General features: G+C 39.5%; 26 protein-coding genes and 1 pseudogene. 17 read left to right on the top strand and 10 right to left on the bottom strand.

The window, feature by feature from the left end:
- Positions 1-2 precede the first annotated feature (2 nt).
- Positions 3-383 (bottom strand): annotated as a pseudogene (locus BN6556_RS18170) (IS1634 family transposase); the annotation flags it as partial.
- A gap of 537 nt (positions 384-920) precedes the next feature.
- Here BN6556_RS18170 and alaS point away from each other — a divergent pair.
- From alaS to greA, 7 genes are all read left to right on the top strand, one after another.
- Positions 921-3,557, top strand: a complete 2,637-nt coding sequence (alaS, locus tag BN6556_RS18165) for an alanine--tRNA ligase (RefSeq protein ID WP_066194290.1) — start codon at positions 921-923, stop codon at positions 3,555-3,557.
- Positions 3,558-3,636: 79 nt separating this feature from the next.
- Positions 3,637-3,903 (top strand): IreB family regulatory phosphoprotein, encoded by a 267-nt coding sequence (locus BN6556_RS18160; protein WP_078060152.1) that lies wholly within the window; start codon positions 3,637-3,639, stop codon positions 3,901-3,903.
- Positions 3,900-4,319, top strand: coding sequence for a Holliday junction resolvase RuvX (gene ruvX / locus BN6556_RS18155; protein ID WP_066194287.1), 420 nt, complete (start codon positions 3,900-3,902; stop codon positions 4,317-4,319). The genes BN6556_RS18160 and ruvX overlap by 4 nt, the downstream gene beginning before the upstream one ends.
- A 14-nt stretch (positions 4,320-4,333) precedes the next feature.
- Positions 4,334-4,618, top strand: coding sequence for a DUF1292 domain-containing protein (locus BN6556_RS18150; RefSeq protein WP_066194284.1), 285 nt, complete (start codon positions 4,334-4,336; stop codon positions 4,616-4,618).
- A gap of 381 nt (positions 4,619-4,999) precedes the next feature.
- Entirely contained in the window at positions 5,000-6,136 is a 1,137-nt protein-coding gene (mltG, locus tag BN6556_RS18145) for an endolytic transglycosylase MltG (RefSeq protein ID WP_235817550.1), read from the top strand.
- Positions 6,137-6,188: 52 nt separating this feature from the next.
- Positions 6,189-6,845, top strand: coding sequence for an O-methyltransferase (locus BN6556_RS18140; RefSeq protein WP_066194281.1), 657 nt, complete (start codon positions 6,189-6,191; stop codon positions 6,843-6,845).
- 468 nt (positions 6,846-7,313) lie between these two features.
- Positions 7,314-7,790 (top strand): transcription elongation factor GreA, encoded by a 477-nt coding sequence (gene greA / locus BN6556_RS18135; RefSeq protein ID WP_066194279.1) that lies wholly within the window; start codon positions 7,314-7,316, stop codon positions 7,788-7,790.
- 80 nt (positions 7,791-7,870) lie between these two features.
- Here greA and BN6556_RS18130 read toward each other — a convergent pair whose 3' ends face one another.
- Positions 7,871-8,098, bottom strand: coding sequence for a KTSC domain-containing protein (locus BN6556_RS18130; RefSeq protein WP_066194277.1), 228 nt, complete (start codon positions 8,096-8,098; stop codon positions 7,871-7,873).
- 166 nt (positions 8,099-8,264) lie between these two features.
- On the opposite strand from BN6556_RS18130, the gene BN6556_RS18125 reads away from it, so the two are divergent.
- Complete coding sequence (locus BN6556_RS18125; protein WP_066194274.1) at positions 8,265-8,906, top strand: YrrS family protein; 642 nt, start codon at positions 8,265-8,267, stop codon at positions 8,904-8,906.
- An 18-nt stretch (positions 8,907-8,924) separates the two neighbouring features.
- Entirely contained in the window at positions 8,925-9,620 is a 696-nt protein-coding gene (gene mtnN / locus BN6556_RS18120; protein WP_066194271.1) for a 5'-methylthioadenosine/S-adenosylhomocysteine nucleosidase, read from the top strand.
- Positions 9,621-9,638: 18 nt separating this feature from the next.
- Here mtnN and sigK read toward each other — a convergent pair whose 3' ends face one another.
- From sigK to sda, 8 genes are all read right to left on the bottom strand, one after another.
- Positions 9,639-10,337 carry an RNA polymerase sporulation sigma factor SigK gene (gene sigK, locus BN6556_RS18115; protein WP_066194267.1) on the bottom strand — a complete coding sequence of 233 codons (699 nt, stop codon included), beginning with the start codon at positions 10,335-10,337 and terminating at the stop codon, positions 9,639-9,641.
- 1,177 nt (positions 10,338-11,514) lie between these two features.
- Positions 11,515-11,886, bottom strand: coding sequence for a monovalent cation/H(+) antiporter subunit G (mnhG, locus tag BN6556_RS18110; RefSeq protein WP_066194264.1), 372 nt, complete (start codon positions 11,884-11,886; stop codon positions 11,515-11,517).
- A complete protein-coding gene (locus BN6556_RS18105) occupies positions 11,867-12,157 on the bottom strand; it encodes a Na(+)/H(+) antiporter subunit F1 (protein WP_066194260.1) in 291 nt (96 codons plus the stop codon). Before BN6556_RS18105 ends, mnhG begins: the two co-directional genes overlap by 20 nt.
- Entirely contained in the window at positions 12,154-12,630 is a 477-nt protein-coding gene (locus BN6556_RS18100; protein ID WP_066194257.1) for a Na+/H+ antiporter subunit E, read from the bottom strand. Before BN6556_RS18100 ends, BN6556_RS18105 begins: the two co-directional genes overlap by 4 nt.
- A 6-nt stretch (positions 12,631-12,636) precedes the next feature.
- Positions 12,637-14,118, bottom strand: coding sequence for a Na+/H+ antiporter subunit D (locus BN6556_RS18095; RefSeq protein WP_187374492.1), 1,482 nt, complete (start codon positions 14,116-14,118; stop codon positions 12,637-12,639).
- The gene (locus BN6556_RS18090; protein ID WP_066194251.1) at positions 14,111-14,452 is read right to left on the bottom strand and encodes a Na(+)/H(+) antiporter subunit C; all 342 of its coding nucleotides are present in this window, start codon (positions 14,450-14,452) and stop codon (positions 14,111-14,113) included. Before BN6556_RS18090 ends, BN6556_RS18095 begins: the two co-directional genes overlap by 8 nt.
- On the bottom strand, positions 14,453-16,783 hold the full coding sequence (locus tag BN6556_RS18085) for a Na+/H+ antiporter subunit A (protein ID WP_066194249.1): 2,331 nt from the start codon (positions 16,781-16,783) through the stop codon (positions 14,453-14,455).
- Positions 16,784-17,221: 438 nt separating this feature from the next.
- On the bottom strand, positions 17,222-17,368 hold the full coding sequence (gene sda / locus BN6556_RS18080) for a sporulation histidine kinase inhibitor Sda (protein WP_066194245.1): 147 nt from the start codon (positions 17,366-17,368) through the stop codon (positions 17,222-17,224).
- Between the two features lie 508 nt (positions 17,369-17,876).
- On the opposite strand from sda, the gene BN6556_RS18075 reads away from it, so the two are divergent.
- The 8 genes from BN6556_RS18075 (at position 17,877) to BN6556_RS18040 (ending at position 22,936) form a co-directional block, all read left to right on the top strand.
- Entirely contained in the window at positions 17,877-18,395 is a 519-nt protein-coding gene (locus tag BN6556_RS18075) for a YqeG family HAD IIIA-type phosphatase (protein WP_066194242.1), read from the top strand.
- Positions 18,353-19,495, top strand: a complete 1,143-nt coding sequence (gene yqeH, locus BN6556_RS18070) for a ribosome biogenesis GTPase YqeH (protein WP_235817549.1) — start codon at positions 18,353-18,355, stop codon at positions 19,493-19,495. The genes BN6556_RS18075 and yqeH overlap by 43 nt, the downstream gene beginning before the upstream one ends.
- A gap of 24 nt (positions 19,496-19,519) precedes the next feature.
- The gene (gene aroE / locus BN6556_RS18065; protein ID WP_066194238.1) at positions 19,520-20,359 is read left to right on the top strand and encodes a shikimate dehydrogenase; all 840 of its coding nucleotides are present in this window, start codon (positions 19,520-19,522) and stop codon (positions 20,357-20,359) included.
- Position 20,360: 1 nt separating this feature from the next.
- A complete protein-coding gene (yhbY, locus tag BN6556_RS18060) occupies positions 20,361-20,654 on the top strand; it encodes a ribosome assembly RNA-binding protein YhbY (RefSeq protein WP_066194235.1) in 294 nt (97 codons plus the stop codon).
- Between the two features lie 14 nt (positions 20,655-20,668).
- On the top strand, positions 20,669-21,232 hold the full coding sequence (locus BN6556_RS18055; RefSeq protein WP_066194232.1) for a nicotinate-nucleotide adenylyltransferase: 564 nt from the start codon (positions 20,669-20,671) through the stop codon (positions 21,230-21,232).
- A 67-nt stretch (positions 21,233-21,299) separates the two neighbouring features.
- Complete coding sequence (gene yqeK / locus BN6556_RS18050) at positions 21,300-21,869, top strand: bis(5'-nucleosyl)-tetraphosphatase (symmetrical) YqeK (RefSeq protein ID WP_066194229.1); 570 nt, start codon at positions 21,300-21,302, stop codon at positions 21,867-21,869.
- Positions 21,862-22,206 carry a ribosome silencing factor gene (gene rsfS, locus BN6556_RS18045; protein ID WP_066194226.1) on the top strand — a complete coding sequence of 115 codons (345 nt, stop codon included), beginning with the start codon at positions 21,862-21,864 and terminating at the stop codon, positions 22,204-22,206. The genes yqeK and rsfS overlap by 8 nt, the downstream gene beginning before the upstream one ends.
- A gap of 1 nt (position 22,207) precedes the next feature.
- Complete coding sequence (locus tag BN6556_RS18040; protein WP_066194222.1) at positions 22,208-22,936, top strand: class I SAM-dependent DNA methyltransferase; 729 nt, start codon at positions 22,208-22,210, stop codon at positions 22,934-22,936.
- The last annotated feature ends 60 nt before the right edge of the window (positions 22,937-22,996 follow it).

The raw sequence follows: 22,996 nt of genomic DNA, 5'->3' as shown, positions 1-22,996 counted from the left end.
TTAAAAATAATATTGGCATCAAAATCAAATTTCCGGCGATGCGAACGATTTTTCCAAAAAGTATCCAGCTTCAGCCGGTGATAAATCTGACTGAGTATCACATGCCCGAAATTTTTTCGGTATGCTTTTCCTTTTTCCATTTTTTCATCAACAGACAGTTCCAATCGGATGGGTTCTTTCTTTTCGTTTTTCGCTCTTTTTAATTCCTCTACACGTGCTTTAAAGTGAGCGATGGGATCATCATATTTTTTCTCCGCTTCATCCAGATAACCTAAGCTTTCCACGGTTACCTGTCTGGCATGTTTTTTCGCTTTATCGTAATAAGAATCGACAATACTTAAATGAATTCGTCCATTCTTTGTTTTTGTCTTTTTTAAATACATGATATCACCTGCTTTATCCCTTATTATATCATATATCGTTATATTACGCTATCAAAATATAACTTAAAATAAATAAAAAAATAAGCTCGTATCATTGATAGAGCAACTGGTTTCAGTGTTAATATAGGTGAGGTAACTGTAAAACAACGGTGATACTGGCTATACCGTTGCTTACTATAGCTAAAGTTGCTATTCCTCTTACTTATCGACAAGTAAAGGACGTTGACAGATAGGTAAAATGTAGCTTATAATTAGCGAAGTAAATATTAAAAACGTGGAAGAACCTGAGTATTGGACAATCATTTCAACAGAGAGGAATTTCTGAGGCTGAAAGAATTCCGGAATGCCCTTATCCAAGAAGCTAGTTTGAAGTGCAGCTAACACCTGCCGGTTACATCACCGTTATCGATGAGAAGATGACAGTGTTTTACTGTAATCAGGGTGGTACCGCGGATATACTCTCGTCCCTGCATTTATTGCATGGGGAGGAGAGTTTTTTAATGGATCCAAGTATTTGATATATGGGAGGCGATAGATATGAAACGATTAACTTCTGCACAAGTCCGTCAGATGTTTCTAGATTTCTTTCAAGAGAAAGGTCATGCCGTTGAGCCAAGCGCATCTTTAGTTCCGCAGGAGGATCCCACCTTATTATGGATTAATAGTGGTGTGGCAACCCTTAAAAAATATTTTGATGGAAGGGTTATTCCGGAGAATCCACGCATTGCTAATGCACAAAAATCGATCCGGACAAATGATATCACCAACGTGGGTTATACGGCGAGACATCATACGTTTTTTGAGATGTTAGGCAATTTCTCTATTGGTGATTACTTTAAAAAGGAAGCCATTGTCTTTGCTTGGGAGTTCCTAACAAGTGAGAAATGGATTGGATTTGATCCAGAAAGGTTATCGGTTACCGTACACCCGGAGGATGAAGATGCCTACCTTTTATGGCGTGATCATATTGGGCTGCCAGAAGAACGTATCATTCGTTTGGAAGAGAATTTCTGGGATATAGGAGAGGGGCCAAGTGGACCTAATACAGAGATTTTCTATGATCGCGGTGAGGCATATGGATATGATGCACAAGACCCTGAGCTGTATCCTGGTGGAGAGAACGAGCGTTATTTGGAGATCTGGAACTTAGTATTTTCTGAGTTTAATCACAATCCTGATGATACGTATACTCCACTACCGAAAAAAAATATTGATACGGGAATGGGTTTGGAGCGTTTAGTGAGTGTAATTCAGGATACCAAAACCAATTTTGAAACAGACTTATTTATTCCGATTATTCATGCAACCGAAAAATTAGCTAATGCCACCTATCAACAGCAGGAAGAAACAGATGTGGCCTTTAAAGTGATTGCGGATCATATTCGTACAGTGACGTTTGCCGTAAGCGATGGTGCCCTTCCTTCCAACGAAGGCAGAGGATATGTACTGCGCCGGTTATTACGTCGAGCGGTGAGATATGCACGACAAATCGGCATTGATCAACCATTTATGTACCAATTAGTGCCAACCGTTGCCTCGATTATGGAGGCCTTCTATCCAGAGGTACAGCGGAAAGCCGATTTCATTCAGAACGTCATTCAAACGGAAGAAAAAAGATTTCATGAGACATTGCAAGAAGGATTACAAATTTTCTATCATATCATTGAGCAGCAACAAGAAGCAGGCAGTGAAGTCTTCCCTGGTTCAGAAGTATTTCGCCTCTATGATACCTATGGCTTTCCTAAAGAATTGACAGAAGAATACGCAGAAGAAGCTGGTTTCACAATTGATGAAGCAGGCTTTGAAGCGGAAATGGCGAAACAGCGTGATCGAGCTCGTAATGCAAGGCAGAAAGTGGACTCAATGCAAAGTCAAGATCGTGTACTAAGTGACCTTCAGGTAGACAGCAGCTTTATTGGCTATCAGCAATTAACCAAGGAAACAACGATCCAAGCACTTGTCGTAGATAAGGAATTAGCAGAAGAAGCAGTATCAGGTGTGGAGGCATTGGTAATCTTAAAAGCGACACCATTTTACGCAGAAAGCGGCGGACAGATTGCAGACAAAGGTACCCTTACTTGTGAAACAGGTGTTGCCGAGGTGTTAGATGTTCAGAAAGCACCGAATGGTCAAAACCTCCATCGTATTCTGGTCAAAGAGGGAAAACTGGTAAAAGGACAGGACATCCAAGCCACAGTGGATGGGCGAAGCAGACAGTTTATTATTAAGAATCATACAGCGACTCACTTACTTCATCAAGCATTAAAAGATGTGTTGGGTGAACATGTTAATCAGGCAGGCTCCTTGGTAGCAAGTGAACGACTGCGATTTGATTTCTCGCATTTCAATGCAGTGAATACGGCTGAATTAATAGAAATAGAGCAAAAAGTAAATGAAAAAATATGGGATTCTTTACCGGTAACGATCACAAATAAGACAATGGACGAAGCAAAACAGATGGGAGCCATGGCGCTTTTTGGTGAAAAATATGGAGAAGTTGTCCGTGTTGTTGAAGTAGGAGATTATAGCGTTGAATTATGCGGTGGTTGTCACGTGCGAAACTCTGCTGAAATCGGATTATTCAAGATTATTTCTGAGTCTGGAATAGGGGCAGGAACAAGGAGAATAGAGGCCGTTACAGCAAAAGGAGCCTATCAATTTGTTAACGGCAAGCAGCAGTTATTACAATCAGCAGCATCCTTGTTGAAAACGAAAGAAGATCAAGTACCCGAGCGTTTGGAACATCTTTTTAAAGAAATGAAAGAGAAAGATCGCTCTATCCAATCATTAAACAGTAAACTATCGCAGTTGGAGTCTTCTTCTATCTTGGATGAGGTGAAAGAAGTAAATGGAGTAAAGGTACTTGCACAGAAAGTGGATGTATCAGATATGAATCAACTGCGTGAAATGGTGGATAAGATGAAGCAAAAATTAGCTTCAGGAATTATTTTATTAGCAGCTGTTAATAATGATAAAGTACAACTAGCTGCTGGAGTAACGAAAGATTTAGTAGAAAAAGGGTATCACGCTGGCAATCTAATGAAAGAAGCCGCAAAAATTTGTGGCGGCGGCGGTGGAGGTCGTCCTGATATGGCACAAGCAGGTGGTAAGGACACAACAAAATTATCACAGGCACTTGCTTATGCGGAAAAATATGTGCAAACCCATGAATAAGTTTGGTAATTTAGTTCAATAACAGGTATAATAGACAAATACAAGCTACCGAAAGAACTATAATTTGGAGGTGCTTCGATTGGATGGAATGGATAAAACAATGAAATTTGATTTTTCTGATGAGCCAGATGAGCAGAATGTAAAGGAAGTGTTGCATGTCGTTTATCAAGCGCTCGAAGAAAAAGGCTATCACCCGATTAATCAGATAGTTGGTTATTTACTTTCGGGGGATCCGGCCTATATTCCCAGACATAATGATGCACGCAATTTAATAAGGAGAGTAGAGCGTGATGAAATCATGGAAGAACTAGTCAAGGATTACATCAACGCTAAAAAACAAGTATGACGAAAATATTAGGTTTGGATGTAGGATCCAAAACTATTGGTGTGGCGATAAGTGATGAATTAGGCTGGACGGCACAAGGGTTAACCACCTTGCATTGGACGGAACCAGAATATGACTCAATCAAAGATACGTTTAAACAACTTATGGAAGAGCACACTATAGATAAGGTAGTTATTGGATTACCTAAAAATATGAACGGATCGATTGGATTTCGCGGAGAGGCCTCACAAGATTTTGCTCAATTCCTAAAAGATGATTTTTCTATTGAGACGGTTTTGTGGGACGAGCGTTTGACAACGATGGCAGCAGAACGGGTTTTGCTTGAGGCAGATATAAGCAGATCGAAACGTAAAAAAGTAATCGACAAAATGGCTGCGGTCATGATTTTGCAAGGTTACTTGGACAGTCAATCGTAAAGGAGGTAGATAACATGTCATTGGAAGAAAAAGAACGGATTATCATTCCAGATGAGAATGGTGAAGAGCATTTGTTTGAAGTCTTATTTACATTCGATGTGGATGAGACCGAGAATGCCTATGTGGCCGTTGTACCCGCAGAACAAAGTGACGATGAAGAAGTAGAAGTCTTCGCTTTTCGTTATGAAGAGAAGCAAAATGAGGACGATCTCGAACTTTTCCATATCGAGTCGGATGAAGAATGGGATATGGTAGAGGAAGTGTTAAACACCATAGCCGATGAGGATCTGACCGAATAATCATAAGAAAAGTAACCTCGTATCCAATCCTGGATACGAGGTTTTGCTAATGGGTAAAATAGTTTAACATCTACAGTGTCATCGTTTATTGGAACGTAGAGATAAATAAATAGGAAAAATGACACGACATAAATGTCCATTATACTACATTGGTTTAGTGAGAAAAGATCAAATGAGGTTTAAAGCTATTTTCCTAAGCTAATTCTTAGGAACACATCATGGAATAAACCAATAAACCATCCAGAATATCAAAGGGAACACGGAGTAATTCTATATAAGTTAGCCTTGTTGATAGACGATATAGAACGATTAGATGAGTGAATGGTTTCCCTTTTATTTAATTTATAGTATAATATATCGGGTGAAAGGGGGAACCCTAAATTGAGTAAAAAGAAAGAAAAACGCCAAAAAACTACATATAAAGAAATTGCCGAGAATCGAGCAAAGGAAATAACCGTTGCCCGTAAGATCATAGCTATTGTATTGATTGCATTAGTTATCCTGATGATCATCGGTGGTTATTCTGCGTATAAATTTATCCAGACAGCCACCACACCAGTGGATCCATCATCTGATGAAACCGTAGAATTAACCATTCCACTTGGTGCATCTAGTTCCGATATTGCCAATCAGCTAGAAGAGGAAGGATTAATTGCAAACAGCCTTGTCTATCGCTTCTATGTCAAATTTAATAATATATCTGATTTTCAAGCAGGGGATTATACTTTAAGTCCATCCATGACACTTAAAGAGATTTCTGATGAGTTGGAAACTGGTACTTTGCAGCAAGAAGCGGCTATGAGAGTTACGATTCCGGAAGGGCGGAACATCGAAGAAATAGCAACCATTTTTGAAGAAGAGGCAGGTATCGAGCGGAATGAATTTTTGAATAGGATGCAAGAAACATCGTATATAGAAACCTTGATAAACGAATATTCTGCTTTCCTAAGCGAGGAAATATTAGCCGAAGAAATTATCTATCCATTAGAAGGTTATTTGTTCCCAGCTACCTATGAATTTTATCACGAGAATCCAACCGTAGATGAAGTGGTAAGACAAATGCTTGATAAAACGAATGAGGTGATGGCAGCCTATCAATCGCAAATAGAGGAGTCTGATTATTCGCCCCATGAAATCATCACTTTTGCTTCGTTGGTAGAAGAAGAAGCGCCATCCAATGATGATCGGAGAAATATCGCAGCAGTATTTTATAATCGTATGAATGATGGTATGAGATTGCAAACAGACCCAACCGTTATTTATGCTCACGGGGAACACATCCCACGGCTTACCTATGACGATTATGAGATTGAATCACCGTACAATACGTACCAAATAGACGGTTTGCCGATTGGCCCTATTGCTAACTTTGGAGAGAGTTCATTATCAGCCGTGCTTGATCCAGCCAATAACAACTACTTGTTTTTCTTGGCGGATACAGATGGAAATGTTCATTATGCGCAAACGTATGAAGAACACCAACAACTGGAAGAACAATATATTCATAATCAAGATTAAAGCAGGGATCGCCCTGCTTTAACCTTGTTTGATACAAGGGGAATGTGGAAACATGAATGAGAGCCAATTAATCCATTACCTAGATAGTCTACCGAAACAGGAGCCGGCATGGGTGAAACAAATGCAACATGATGCCCAAAAAGATCATGTGCCTATCATGGATATACAAGGAATTGCCTTATTGCAACAACTGATTCGACTCTATCAGCCGCAAAAGTTACTAGAGATTGGGACGGCAATTGGTTATTCTGCTTTGCGCATGATCGAGGCTAAAAACAACTTGGAAATTGTAACGATAGAGCGAGATCAAGCAATGTATCAACGAGCTATGGATCATATAGTGGATCAGGGGAGACAAGCACAAATTGAGGTTATCTTAGGCGACGCCTTAGAACTAGCCGTGGAAACAAAGACTAAAGGCAAATTTGATATGATTTTTATTGATGCTGCCAAAGGTCAATATCGACGCTTTTTTGAATTGTATGAAGGTACTTTATCAAAAAATGGGGTCATCATAACTGATAATGTATTGTTTCATGGCTATGTAGCAAATCCTGACGGAGCCCCTAAGCGTTTACGAAACATGGTCAAAAAAATAGATGCCTATAATCGATGGTTATTACAACATCAGGGCTATGACACGGTTATTCTTCCTATTGGAGATGGAATTGCCATTAGTATCAAACGAGAAAATGACTATATAAGTTGAATGAAATAATAGAGGTGCTCTTGATCCATTTACGCAGTATGAGATGAGATAACCAAGGAATAAATGCATTTATTCTCTGATTATCTTATCATACAGCTACCTTTCAGCAGAACTGAAAGGCGTGTGAATGGTCATTCAAAACTATATTATAGGAAATAATGTGAGTAGAGATTTGCTTGAAACACGTTTTTGTTACATTTATAAGTTCAACTTGTATAGTAATAGGAGTATACACGAAAAACAAGCTGCTCTAGTAGGCTGGTTAGCGTTTATAACATATCCGGTCAGGTTAGTAAAAATAGACAAATAAAACGGTTGAAAAATAATTGAAAATCTGAGATAGTAGTGATTAGTAATTAAAGCATTTTCACCAATATAATAAGTGCTATTTCTGTATAAGGATTCATATCATGTACAAGATATGCCTTATCTGAGTGATAGTAATAGTTTGAAGGAGAGTGTAGGGTTATGGCAGAAGAAAAAGAATTTTATATGACAGAAGAGGGTCTGGAAAAGTTAGAAGAAGAATTAGAATACTTAAAAACGGAAAGACGTCAAGAGGTAGTAGAACGCATCAAAATAGCAAGAGATTTCGGAGATTTATCAGAGAATTCAGAGTATGACGCAGCAAAAGATGAACAGGCATTTGTAGAATCCCGTATTGTACAGGTTGAAAACATGATTCGAAATGCCGTTATTATAAAGAATGAGGACGCGAATTCTGATATTGTATCGTTAGGCAGAACGATTACTTTTTTAGAATTGCCTGACGGTGAAGAAGAAAGTTATACTATTGTCGGCAGTGCTGAAGCGGATCCTTTTGAAGGGAAAATTTCCAATGATTCACCAATTGCTAAAAGTTTACTTGGTCATGCAATTGGTGAAGAGATTACGGTTCCCACACCAGCTGGTGAGATGAATGTAAAAATAGTGAATGTAGAATAACACATGTAAAATGGATGTCATGACGTATGGCATCCATTTTGTCATAGAAGTTAGCTGCTAGTCAGGAGAGAAGAGAAAGGTCAGGCCAATTCTCGTTTCTGTTGAAGCGGCTCAAGCTGTTCTTCGATAAAACGCTGTTTATCGGTTGAAATGATTAATTGAAAGACAAGATTCTCGGATACTGGCTCAAAAGTAACACAATCATTTTCATGAAAATGAATGATAAGCAGTTGTTTTGTCTTATCATAGCTGATCATATAAAAAGGGGTTTCTTTCCAAATTGTTGCATCAAAGCTTGTTGACAACATGTAATCACTCCTTAACCATTATCGTTATAGTTATATTCCATAACTATGAACAAATTCCTGCAACGATGACAAAAACAGAAAAAAATCGATCTATTTTCCTAAAGTAATAGCTGGTCGTGGTACACTTGTTTTTTTTTTAGTATAATGACATTGGGAGGGGAAAGACATGTCGGATAATCATGAAACGAATACAAGAAGAGACAGATTTGAGAAGAAAAGAACCAATACAAAATTACTTACATGGTTAAGTGTAATTGGCGGTGTATTAGTTATTGTGATGCTGTCAGTTATTTTTATAGGTAGAGAGAGTGATACTACAGCCGGAAACGAGGAAAATCAGGCAGAAGAATTTGCTTTGGGCTCTTCCAATCAAGAGGCAGATGAACCCGAAAGTCAAGAGAAGAAAGACTTGGAGGTTAATGAAGTGGAAGGTGATGATGAGGAAGAAGAGGAAGAGGGACAAAACGACACAGAAGAAGTCGAGTCTGATGATAGCAATGTGAAGAACGCCTATAAAAGTAATTGGGAAGCCATCGGTACCTCACAAGAGGGCCCTCATACCACTTCTTTTGAACAAGGGTCTACCGACTGGCAGGAAATGAAACAAGCTGTTGAGGTTGCTACAGGTATACCAAGTGAAGCACAAATCGATCAGTGGTTTGGCGGTGCTGGAGAACAAGCCGTAGAAGCAACGGTCTCTCCCGAATCTAATCAAGATGAATTTTACCGTGTCCATTTAGAGTGGGTAGAGGATCAAGGTTGGAAACCGGTTTTAGTAGAGGAATTACATGAAGTGGAAAGAAGATAACGTCTGGGGGATAACAGAATGATAGGTATTATTGGGGCGATGGATGAGGAAGTCGCTTTATTAAAAGATCGTATGGAAGTAAAAGAAACCGTTCAGGCTGCAAATAGTGAATTCTTTGTTGGTATGTTAGGCGGTAAAGAAGTGGTCGTGTTAAAGTCCGGTATTGGCAAGGTAAATGCGGCGATTGCCACTACGATCTTATTTGAAAGATTTGGTCCAAGTATCGTGATTAATACTGGTTCAGCAGGAGGTTTTCATGAGGGGTTAGAAGTTGGTGATATTGTGATATCGACAGACGTGGTTCATCATGATGTGGATGTCACGGCCTTTGATTATCAATATGGTCAAGTGCCTGGGCTCCCTGCCATGTTTAAGGCAGATCCAGTGCTGATTGAAAAGGCGATGCTAGCCGTAAAACAATTAGAAAATGTCCAAGCTATGAAAGGTTTGATTAGTACGGGCGATGCCTTTATGCAAGAGGCAGATCGAGTCAATGCAGTAAGACAAGCGTTTCCCGATCTGATTGCTGCAGAAATGGAAGCTGCCGCAATTGCGCAAGTATGTTATCAATACAGTAGACCATTTGTGGTGATACGTGCCTTATCAGATATTGCCGGAAAAGATTCGTCGGTTTCTTTTGATGAATTCCTGCAAAAGGCAGCAGAGAATGCAGCAAACTTAATTATACATGTAGTACAAAATATAGAAGAATAGCTGTCGAGTGAACGACAGCTATTTTAGTTCGTTTCGATAATATTCATGAAAGACCTTCATTAAGGCTCGTTTTTCAATACGAGAAACATAGCTGCGTGAGATTTTTAGTTTAGAGGCTATCTCTCTCTGTGTTAGTTCATCGGTATTTGCCAAGCCAAATCTGGCAATTAGCACCTCCTTTTCCCGCTTATCCAACACGCGCAGGTATTTCTGAATTTTTTTTAATTCCATGTGTAACTGAATCGTCTCTGTCACATCTTCGTTATCTGCCTCTAGAATATCAATTAAGCTAATTTGATTTCCTTCCTTATCTTGCCCGATTGGATCTTGTAGCGAGATGTCTTTTTTCGTCTTCTTTGTGGCGCGTAAGTACATGAGAATCTCGTTCTCAATACATCTGGCGGCATAAGTAGCCAATTTTGTTCCCTTTCCACTGGAATAGCTCTCTATCCCTTTAATTAATCCGATGGTGCCAATGGAAATGAGATCCTCTGGCTCTTCTTGCGTGTTTTCGAATTTTTTTACGATGTGGGCAACCAGCCTTAAGTTATGTTCGATTAGTTTGTTTCGCGCCTGTTCATCGCCTGCATGCAATCGCTGGATCATTTGTTTTTCTTCTTCAGGTGGGAGTGGTTGAGGAAAGGTGTTTTGCTTTACGTAAGCAACAAAGAATAGGGCCTCCTTACATAAGGCTAACAAACCAAGTAGAATGGACAATACAGCACCTCCTGCGATATCAAACTAGGTATTTGCCTATATCCCATCCTATGCAGTACCGTTGTCCAACGTGTCATACGTCCAAGCTGTTTTTCTATAAGTGTGTTAGATCAATCGAAAAATAATATGAGGACATATGAAACGGGTTGAAATTTGCCCGGTCCTTTCTTGCAAATAAAACGAAGTAAAAAAACTGCCGATAAGTTGGATTATGTAAATCTGACTAGGGACCACTTTGAGATATGAATAGTGCAGCTCAAAGATCCAACCAAGCCCTTCACTTTTACCCACAGAGCATAAGTCAACAAGCGATTTAGGTAAAGGACACCTTCATCGTATTTCTCATACCTAGGCATGGCTTTAGTTAACTGGCAAAAGAAGAGCACTTTTCCAAGTGGATCTTCCGCTCATGCCACGAGACTTGCAAGTGTAGGGGTGTGACTGGATGTCAAAGGTTGGTTTAGCCTGCGAACTACTCATTTTGTCTACGTGGTTGGCTTCTGCTAGGGAGTGATTCCACACTTTTAGCAAGAAATAGCATGGTGATGATCGACATCAGAGCCGTTTGTATGCTTGATTTTTGCTGAAGCTAAGGAACGAAAATCTCATCATCATAATCGGTTTTGTCACAGGCATAATTCAATAAGTTATCTTTTTTCTACTGATGAGAGATGAGATAATTTTTGCATGGCTATTTCTGAGTTTTCCTGATACTTTCATTATAAAAGTTATACGATGATGGATATTTAATGTTTTAAAGGGCATAGAATCCATCATCCTTGCAGTGATAACCATTGTTGAATCATTTTCTAGCGGAGGGAATATGCGAAGACTCGAAAATGGTTTACAAGGTAAAACCGTAACGTCCTGTGCATCGCAGGACGAGCTGAAAATCCACTAAAAAGTGCTCTTCTTTTTAGTTAGCTGAAGCCGGCCATGAAGGTTCGCAGGTTAAGATCACGACGACAATCGCCACGACTGCACATGCATGTCCTATGCATCGAAGCGCATCATATTCCCGCAGCGCTTGCTTCGCACAGATAATACGATCAAACGCACCAATCAGAAAAATAATCTACTAACATAATCCAACTTATAGGTAGTCTAATTCGTTCAAAGTTCAATCAAATTCCTATTATAGTGATTTCTAGTGTATAAAAAAAACGCCGTGAACTAGTCACGACGTTTTATCTTGATTATCGGCATAAGCGTCTTTGGTATGGCCGTCTGGTGACCATGGTTTGATGCCAGCCGTATGGGCTGCTCGGCCAATCATATGAGCAGAAACTGGGGCAGTCAATAATATAAAAATGATGCCCAAGATCAATTTCCCGCTTACGATGTTATACTCTGCATGTAAGAAAATGAAAGCACCAATCATCACACTAGCAATCCCTAAGGTAGCAGCTTTCGTGGAGGCGTGTAACCGAGTGTACACATCAGGAAAACGCAGTACACCAATGGAAGCTGACAGCAAGAAAAACGTACCAAATAGCAGCAAGATAATCACGAAAATATCAATGATGGTTTCAATCGTTGTCCCGGTCAATGATAACACCCTTTTCAATATATTTTGCTAAGGCAATGGTTCCGATAAACAGTAAAATTCCAACCAAGAGGATGACGTCATTTAAACGGGTGGTCACTAAGAGAATGGCACTCAACCCAACCATTCCCATTAGGTTAATACCGATGGCATCTAAGGCAACGGCACGATCCGGATTGGTTGGGCCTTTAACGACACGAAACATTAACAAGGTAATAGAAATGGTAATCACAATCATGCAGACAATTGCGACGATTTGGATTAGATCACTCATCGTGTCACCTCCATAATAGCCTTCTCAAAAGTCTCCTTGATTTCCTTAATCGATGTTTCATCTGATTCGATATCCATTGCATGAATGTAGATGATCTTATTGTTATCTGATACGGCAACGGATAATGTACCCGGCGTTAAAGAAATCAACGACGTTAAGAGCAGAATTTCCCAAGAACTCTTCAATTCCGTGGGATAAGCAAAGATACCAGGATAGTATGTTTGTTTTGGTTTATACACCCATTTTACAATGTCAATATTGGATATAAGTAACTCTTTGACAAAAAGGAGCAATAACTTAATTATTTTCCATACGCGATACAAATAGAAATTAGCTGGTATAAATCGTCGCAGCATAAACAATAATAGTGCTCCGATGATAAACCCTGTCAAAAGAGAAGGGAACGTATAGCTTTCACTTAAAAACATCCACATAACCGCAATGATTATATTTAAGATTATTTGCAGTGGCATAATAATTTACTCCTTTAACACAGATTGAATATATTCATCAGGATTCATTAAGTAGTCACCGATCGATTCGATACTTGGATAGAACCATTCTGCTCCAACCCCTAAGAGTACGGTGAAGAATAATAAGAAGGCAATTGGCCAAGCAAATCCTCGAGCAGCTTTTTTATCGGCAATAATCGTTTCATCTTTCTCTCCCCAGAAACCTCGAACAAAAATACGGATAACCGATAATAAGATAAGCAAGCTGGAGCCAAGACCGATAATGGCAACCACAATATGATCTGCTTCGACAGCCCCTTGTAATAGGACCAACTTACCGATAAACCCACTGAAAGGTGGGATACCAGCCAATACGAGAGCAGCGATAAAGAACATCCAGCCTAATAAAGGATACTGATGCAAGAGCCCTCGCATTTTTCGTAAATCACTCGTTCCAACGAGGTAGGCAATCGCACCAGCCAACAGGAATAACGCTGCTTTAATAAACATATCGTTCACTAAATAATAAATGGTTCCTGTAAAACCTGTAGCGTTATATACGCCGATTCCTAACAGCATGAATCCAACAGCAGGGATAATGTTGTAAGCAATCACCATTTTAATATTATTGGTTGATAATGCCCCTATCGCTCCAAATATCAAGGTTAGTGCCGCTACCCAAACAAAAAACTCATGTGTGATATCACGATTATGCACAAAAATTAATGAGAAGACACGTAATAAAGAATAGATACCTACCTTTGTTAACAAAGCGCCAAATAAGGCCGAAACAACAGGGTTTGGTGTGATATATGGTTTGGGCAGCCAATAATATAGCGGGAATAAGGCTGCTTTGGTCCCAAAGACAAAAAACAATAGAATTCCAATCGTTGTAAGAATGCCCGTTTGTTCCACTTCTCCAATACGCTCGGCAATTTGAGCCATATTCACGGTTCCAACAACGGAATATAAGAAAGCAATCGTGGTCACAAACAACATCGACGAGAATAAGTTAATCAACACATATTTCATCGATTCTCGTAATTGAATGCGTTCGCCGCCTAATACAATTAATCCATAAGAGGCCATCAGTAATACCTCAAAGAATACAAACAGGTTAAATAAATCTCCTGTTATAAACGCACCTGACACACCACTAATCAATAAAAAATAGAAGGTGTAAAAATAAAATGCTTCCTGCTTTTCACTTAACGACTTAGGTGCATAAAAGACACAGGCTAGTGCGATGATATTGGTTGTTAGCACTAAGGTCATCGATAATAGATCAGCCACAAGTACAATACCATAAGGTGCCGACCAATTGCCGGCTTCTAATATAACCGTCCCATTCTGCTGCACATAGTATAATACCCATGCAGCAACAAGGGTGCTGATTATGGTAAGTATTTGCGAGAAAATCCGTGCTGCTTTTCTTTTTTTCGGAAAGAGCGCCACAATCACACCAGCAATCAGTGGTATGACAATTGGTAATACTGCTAAATTACTCATCATCTTCGTTACCCCTTAATTTATCCATATTATCTGTTCCATTTACCTTCGATGTTCGATATGCAAGTACTAACAGTAAGCTCGTTACACCGAAGCTAATGACAATAGATGTTAAAATCAAAGCTTGCGGTAATGGGTCTGTGTAGTTGGAAATTCCATCTTCCAAAACAGGAGGTGCTCCTGTTTTTAATTGCCCCATTGTTAAAATAAATAAGTGAGCCCCATGTGAGATTAGTGCTGTACCAATTACAATACGCAGCATCTGTTTTTGTAATAAGTTATAGATCCCTGTTGTAAAAAGAATACCGGCAAGAATCGACATTACAATTTCCATCTATTCTGCCTCCTTTTTCTTTCGCAATTTAATTAAACCATAAATAGCGAACGCTGCAATACCTAGCACGACGATTTCGAATAATGTATCAATACCACGCATATCGACAAGAATCACGTTTACGACATTATCGCCACCGCCAATGTCATGGGAAACTTCTAAGAAGTAGTCCGAAATTTTGTCAAACAGCTTGGTGCTATGAGCAGAAATGGCAACTAAGGTCATTAATCCGCCAAAGGCTATCGAAATGATGAGATTAGTCGTTTTCTCTGAAATTTTCTCTGTTCGTTGACGCAGGTTAGGTAAGTGATAGAAACAAAGCAGAAACAAGGCAACCGTGATCGTTTCGATGACAAGCTGTGTCAAGGCTAAGTCAGGAGCCCGGTAAATCACAAATAGCAAGGCTAAGCTGTAGCCAACAACACCAAGTATAAGAATCGCTGCCAGCTTGCTTCTAGTAAAAATTGTTGCAATGGCCGCTACTGCCATTGCAATGGCAATCACCATTTCTTCAATCGTTATCACAGCAAGATCAGATGTATCCAACGCAAAGCCATCTGTCAACCACATGACGGTGATGCTGACTGCCAATATCGCTACCAAAATGTAGGACATATAACTACGCAAGGAACCGTTCATATAAGTATTGGTGATTTTAGCAGATGTCTTTTCTGACTGATCAACGAGAAAATCATAACACTTATTAAGGCTTAATTTACCAGGTAAGATGGTATATATCTTGTTCCAATAACGAATGGTCAAGGCAAGAACGGCTCCTACCGCAACCACGATTAACGACATATAAAGTGGTGGGATAAACCCATGCCAGAATTGTACATGTTTCTCTACCGGACTGCCATAAATCGCTTCGGCCGTATGTGCCAAGAAGGAGCTATTGACAAGATTAGGGAATAAACCAATCGTAACCACACCGATCACCAAAATAATTGGCGAAATCAACATGCCAATGGGTGCTTCATGCGGTTTTTTGGGTAATTCATCCAGTTGTTGTTTGCCCATGAAAGTCCCAAATACCAGATACATGGAATAAACAAAGGTAAAAATACTGCCAAATACCGCCAAATAAGGAATGGCAGTAGCAAGTGTACCAGCAATTTGCGAGCTGGTTTCAATCGCTAGTGAAGCATCGAAGAACATTTCTTTACTATAGAATCCATTGAGAAATGGTAAAGGTACCCCAGCCATGGAAAACGTGCCAAAGAAGGCAAGTGTGGCCGAAATGGGCATTAGTGTGAATAACCCGCCAAGTTTTCTAATATCACGAGTGCCTGTCTCATGGTCAACAATACCAGCTATCATAAACAGGCTTCCTTTAAAGGTAGCGTGATTAAGAATATGGAAGACGGCTGCGTAAATAGCTACGCTTGTACCGAATCCCAACATGGACATGATCATACCTAATTGACTGATGGTGGAAAAGGCTAAAATACCTTTTAAATCAGTTTGCCTTACCGCCATATACGAGCCCCAAATAAGCGTGACAATTCCAATACCGCTCACCAAAATAAAGAACCATTCATTCCCCGAGAAAATGGGAGTAAAACGTGCAACAAGAAAAATCCCAGCTTTCACCATGGTTGCGGAGTGCAGATAAGCACTTACTGGTGTCGGAGCTTCCATAGCGTCTGGAAGCCAGATATGGAAAGGAAACTGTGCCGATTTGGTAAAGGCACCTAACAAAATAAGTGCTAAAATCAATCCAAAATAATCACTGGATAAGATAAGATCAGCTTGGCTAATCATGCCTTGGATACTGGTAGTCCCTGTTTCCAAAGTAAGTAAGATGAAACCACCAAGCATACTGAGACCGCCAAAAACAGTAATTAGCATTGACTTTAGTGCACCGTATCGAGAACGTTCTTTAAAGTTCCAATAACCAATTAGTAAAAAGGAAGAAATCGAGGTCAATTCCCAAAATGAATAAAGAACAAATACATTATCAGATAAGACGACACCAAACATGGCTGTCATAAATAATAAGAGGTAGACATAGAACTGGCCTAATCGCTCAGAAGTATCCAAATAAAAAATGGAATATAATGTTACTAGTGTTCCAATTCCACTGATTAACAGCACAAATAATAAACTAAGACCATCCAAATAAAAAGAAAGATCGATATGTAATGATGGAATCCAATTATATGATTGCTGGATAGGAGAAAAATCATTACCGATGTGTGGAATGAAATAAAGGAATACAGCTAGTGGTGCTAACAGGACAAAGTAGCCTGTATGTATCTTTTCTTTCCATTTACTAAAGAAAGGGATAAAAATCGCCAGTAATACCGGCAAAAAAACTGCAAATAACATCTATCATTGCTCCTCCTTGTGTATATGCTCATTTCATGATGGAATATTTTTTTGAACATCCTCTTATATTTTAATCTAAAATTATTACGAAACACAAGGGTAGAGCATTATTATGACAAGATATTTATCCATTATAACGAGAAACTACCTATTTATAAATAAACGAAAAAAATTTTTAATAGTGAGAGGGTGATAAATGGTTGAGGAAAATTATTCTATTGTCTTCTCGTGATGATTGTGGAGAGGCTTTATAATAGTTGGTTAAGACTAAGCGGATAGTATGGTAACTTGTTTTTTTACCGTATAGCCACTCCATATCGGTACATTGTTTAAGGACTAGGCTTTCCTTTCTCATGAAAAAAACCCGGGCACAACCCGCTAGTTTTTTTTTTACTTAAACAAAAAACACTCAGTCTTGGTGACTAAGTGTCGTATTATCTATATCTGTTTGGCGAATTGGATATAATCCATCAAGGAGCGCTTGTTCATTTCTTCTTCTATTAACTGGATAAATTCATGGCTTAAGCATAGTTCATTTGCTTTTTTATAGGATTCAATGAGTAGTTCATCTGATAATTTGTCCATTGTTTTCCCTCCCATAAATAGGTTGTCCTTCCCATGTCATTAGTAAATGTAGCATGAAACGTAAAAAACAACAACAGAACAGTTATCTACATGGGGTTGTTCATAACTTGTGTATAACGTTTGTGGAATAAAGGGAGAAGTCAATCGTTGTCAGTGTGGATAGTGTGAATAAAGTTATCCACATGTCGTGTTTTGTAGTAAATTGTCGCACGATTCTTGGTTCTATCTTTGTTCTTCATGAGGAACATCCTAGTTTGGCTTGGTGTTATCGGCAAATTTATGGAAAATAAAATCCCTTGCGAATGTTAACAAAACATCGATAAGGCGAGTTATGTGAAGTAAAAGGCTAGTCGTTGAATAAAGCAACGGAATGCGACTACTCTATCAACAAAAAACGTAAATACGCCAGCTTGATTTTTATAAAAATTCTTCAGTTTCCTTTGAATAAATGCAGAAAATTGTTTATGATAGACAAAGGTATGTAATTGGATAGTTGAGGTGGACAAATTTGCTTAAAAACTTTTTACCAAATGAGCATGTTCCGCGCGTGTTAGATATCACACCTGATCGTTTACGAGAAAAAGGCATCAAAGGTGTGATCACGGACTTAGATAATACACTCGTGGCATGGAATGTAAAGGACGCAACTCCTGAGATCATCGAATGGTTTCAACAAATGAAAGAGAACGATATAAAAGTAACAATTATCTCCAACAACGATCAAGAACGGGTTAGTATCTTTTCCGAGCCCTTAGAGGCCCCTTTTGTTTACAGTGCCAGAAAGCCGCTGACTAGAGCATTTAAACGTGCAGCAACGCAGATGGAACTAAAAAAAGAAGAGATAGTTGTAGTGGGTGATCAACTGCTAACCGACATACTGGGCGGGAATCGTGCCGGTTTTTATACGGTTTTAGTAGTGCCAATCGTAGAGACAGATGGCAAGATTACCCGGATCAATAGAATGATGGAAAGAAGGGTGCTAGCATGGATGAGAAGGAAGGGCATGATTTCATGGGAGGAAGAGTAGAGGAAACGATCTATTGTGAAGGATGTGGGGCTGTCATTCAAACGGAAGACAAAACAAAGGCAGGCTATGTCCCAAAGGCAGCATTAGCCAATCAACAGGTTATCTGCCAACGTTGTTTCCGCCTGACTCATTACAATGAAGTACAGGATGTAGAATATACTGATGACGATTATTTACGTATGATTCAACAGATTAGTGATACAAACAGTTTGGTAGTGAAAATTGTTGACATATTTGATTTTGATGGTAGTTTTATCTCGGGGTTGAAACGATTAGTAGGCAATAACCCGATAGTTTTAATAGGAAATAAACTGGATCTTTTACCGAAATCAACGAACCATAATAAACTGATTCATTGGATGAAAAAGACAGCCAGTGACTATGGTTTAAAGGTACAAGATGTTTTTTTGGTGTCAGCCACCAAAGGTATTGGTTTTGAAAAAGTGGAACAAGAGCTGGACAAGCATCGTAAGCATAAAGATGTCTATGTTGTTGGCTGTACGAATGTAGGGAAATCCACGTTTATCAATCAGTTAATTCATCGTTCCAGTGGTGTAAAAGACGCGATTACGACTTCTTATTTTCCAGGGACTACGTTAGGGTTTATTCAAATACCGTTGGATGATACTAGTTATTTATATGACACTCCCGGAGTGGTCAATCGCTCCCAATTAGTTCATTATGTAACGGATAAAGATTTAAAGCTCATCCATCCGAAAAAAGAGATTAAGCCAAGAATTTATCAATTACAGGACAAACAAACGCTATTTTTTGGCGGTTTTGCCCGATTTGATATCGAAAAGGGAATGAAGCAGTCATTCGTTTGTTATTTTTCAAATCAGTTAATGATTCATCGGACGAAACTAGAGCAAGCAGATACCTTTTATGAAAAGCATATTGGGGAATTGTTGCAGCCGCCTAGTCCAGCAACATTAGAACAACTGCCGCCGTTAGTGGCACAGACCATTAAAATTCCTAGAGAAAAAACAGACATTGTGATCCCGGGACTTGGCTGGCTAACGGTAACAGAAGGTGGAATAACCGTCACCGTTCATGTTCCCAAGGGTAATCAAATCACATTGCGTCCAGCCTTGATTTAACGGTGTTGGGAGAGGAGAGAATAAATGGGTTATAAATTAGGATTGATAGGAAATCCGATTGGACATTCCTTATCACCATGGATTCATCAGCATTTTTTAGATTTAGCGCAGATAGATGGGGAATATAAATTATATGAAGGGGATCAACATGCCTTGCCACAAGTCATTGAAAAGCTTAGGATTGAAGAGATAGATGGTTTTAATATTACGGTTCCTTATAAACAAGTCATTATCGATTATTTAGATGAAATGGACACGGATGCCGCTTTATTAGGTGCTGTTAACACGGTGGTTCATAGCAATGGTAAATGGAAAGGTTACAGCACAGATGGGGAAGGGTATGTCCGTTCGTTAGAGGAGGCCTTTCCCGGTCTCCTTCATTCCAATACATCGGTATTAGTATTAGGTGCTGGCGGCGCAGCGCGTGGGATTTATCGAGCGTTGATGCAAAAACAAGTAGCCAGAATGGATATTGCCAATCGTTCGCCGGAAAGGGCAGAGGCATTACTTGACCTAAGAATAGGTGATGTGTCTACCAGTGTCATTCATTTTCAAGAAGCAGAGGCACAGTTAAACGATTATGACCTGATCATTCAGACTACCTCAGTAGGGATGAAACCAGAAGTGGAGAGACAAATTATTGCATTAGATAATCTGAGAGTAAATGCAGTAGTGAGTGATATTGTCTACCAGCCCATCATGACACAGTTGTTAGCAGACGCCAAAAGCAGGGGGGCGAAAATTCATCATGGGCATGCTATGCTGCTATATCAAGGACAGCTTGCATTTGAGAAATGGACAGGGAAATATCTGGAAGTATCGCATTTGGTCGACCAGTTAGAAAAGAAACTAAGAGGTGAATAATTTGCAATTAACAGGAAAACAAAAGCGTTTTTTACGTGCTAAGTCCCACCGTATACAGGCTATTTTTCAAGTAGGCAAAGATGGTGTGAACCCAAACATGATCAAACAAATTGGTGAGGCACTAGAGAAACGTGAATTAATAAAGGTATCTATACTGCAAAACTGCATGGAAGATAAAGAAGATGTGGCAGAAGCGCTTGCCGAGGGAGCGGACGCGCAAGTGGTACAAATCATTGGTAATACCATTGTACTGTACAAAGAATCAACGGAACATAAACAAATTACATTACCATAAAGTAGGTGTCAGGTTTGAGACGAATTGGACTATTTGGCGGGACGTTTGATCCGCCGCATTACGGACACTTATTAATGGCAGAACAGGCATATCAACAGTTAGAATTGGATGAAGTATGGTTTATACCATCCTTTCAGCCGCCACATAAGGCCGAGGCTAAAACAACGGCATTGGATCGACTGGAGATGACCAGTGAAGCAATTAAAGGTCATCCAGCTTTTTTAGTAGATCCAATCGAAGTAGAGCAAGAGACAGTCTCGTATACCTTGAACACGGTTCGTGCATTAACGGAAATGTTCCCTGATAATGCCTTCTATTTTATTATCGGTGGGGATATGGTAGAATATCTGCCTAAGTGGAGTGATATTGATTTGTTATTGCAACTAGTCACCTTTGTAGGTGTCAATCGGCCTGGTCACACGCTGGAGACACCTTACCCAGTGAAAGAAGTGCAGATGCCGTTAATCGATATTTCCTCAACAATGATTCGTAAACGGGTGAAGGAAAATCGATCGATTCGTTATTTAACGCCGCCAGAAGTGATTGCGTATATTAATAAAAGACAATTATATTCATAAAATAGAGGAGAGCCTCTTCATGATAAAATCATGGATAGAACAATGTAAGAGAAATTAGGTGAGAGACATGCAAAAAGACAAAGCATTCGAAACGGTGAAGCAGCAATTAACAACCAAACGGTATGAGCATACGGTAAGAGTAACGGAAACGGCTGTCCAGTTAGCAAGGCATTATCGCTTGGATGTAACTAAAGTGGAATTAGCAGCTATTTTGCATGATTATGCGAAATATCGTGATCCGGAAGAAATGAAGCGGTGGATTATTATGGAGAAACTGCCACATGATTTATTGGAATACAACGAAGAACTATGGCATGGACCTGTTGGATCAAAAATGATTGAGCGGGAACTTGGTGTGGATGATCCAGAGATTCAAAGTGCTATTTATTGGCATACCACCGGTAAACGTCATATGAATCTGATGGATAAAGTAATATACATTGCTGACTATATTGAGCCTGGTCGCTCTTTTCCAGGAGTTGAGGAAGTACGACAAGTGGTGTATGAAGATATCGATAAGGCGTGCTGGATGGCGGCTCGAAACACGATTCGATTTTTGATGAGTAAAAACCAGCCAGTTTATCCAGATACGTTTCAATTGTATAACGAAAAACTAGGGAGGAACATGAATGCATAGTAAAGAATTAGCTGATTTGATTGCCAAGGCATGTGATGATAAACGAGCAGAGGATATCGTTGTGATGGATATGCAGGAGGTATCCTTAATCTCCGATTATTTCCTAATCTGTGAAGGGAGTAATGAGCGTCAGGTACAAGCTATTGCACGCGCAGTAAAAGATGCTGCTGAAGAACAGGAGATTCTCGTCAAACGAATGGAAGGTTTTGATCAAGCTCGTTGGGTGTTAGTAGACCTTGGTGACGTGGTTTGTCATATTTTTCATCGAGATGAACGAAATTATTATAATCTAGAGAAATTATGGGGAGATGCCCCAAAGCTCGAAGTGAAGCGGTAAGATGGTCTATACAAAATTGGCCTATATCTATGATATATTAATGGAGGATGCCCCGTATCAAGCATGGCAGGAGTTTGTTCAACACTTTGCTCCTACAACAGGCAGATTGCTTGATTTAGGCTGCGGGACTGGTAAACTGAGCAGTCAGTTTACGGCAGCAGGGTATCTAGTAACAGGGGTAGATTACTCGGAGGATATGCTGGCCTATGCACAAGCAAATACAGAAGGGGTAGAATATATCCATCAGGATTTGCGTGCTCTTGAAGGGTTAACTGACTTTGATATAGCTGTCAGTCTTTGTGATGTGGTCAATTATTTGGTGACAGAACACGATATTCTCCAGATGTTTACCAATGTGTACCATAGTTTAAAAGAAGATGGTATCTTTATCTTCGATGTCCACAGTGTGAGCCATTTTCAAGAAAATATGGCAGGACAAACCTTTGCGGAAATCTATGATGATATTACGTATGTGTGGTTATGTGATCAAGGTTCAGAGCCAAACAGCCTGATACATGATCTCACCTTCTTTTTGCAAGAGGAACAAACGGCTAAATATGAACGTTTTGATGAACAACATCAGCAGCGGACATTCCCAGTCCAGGCTTATCTTGAGATGTTAAAGCAGACAGGCTGGCATCATGTTCAGGTATATGGAGACTTTGAAACACAACCGGCTGAACAGCCAGAAGATGGTCATCGTATCTTTTTTGTCTGTTATAAAAAATAAATCATGGAATATGACAGAGCGAACCATACAGTCTGTTTTGATGGTTCGTTTTTTTGGTGA

Origin of the sequence: Gracilibacillus timonensis (genome assembly GCF_900086715.1) — a bacterium.
GTDB lineage: Bacteria > Bacillota > Bacilli > Bacillales > Amphibacillaceae > Gracilibacillus > Gracilibacillus timonensis.
The sequence above is the reverse complement of the archived record's forward strand: the minus strand, read 5'-3'. Positions and strand labels throughout refer to the sequence as shown.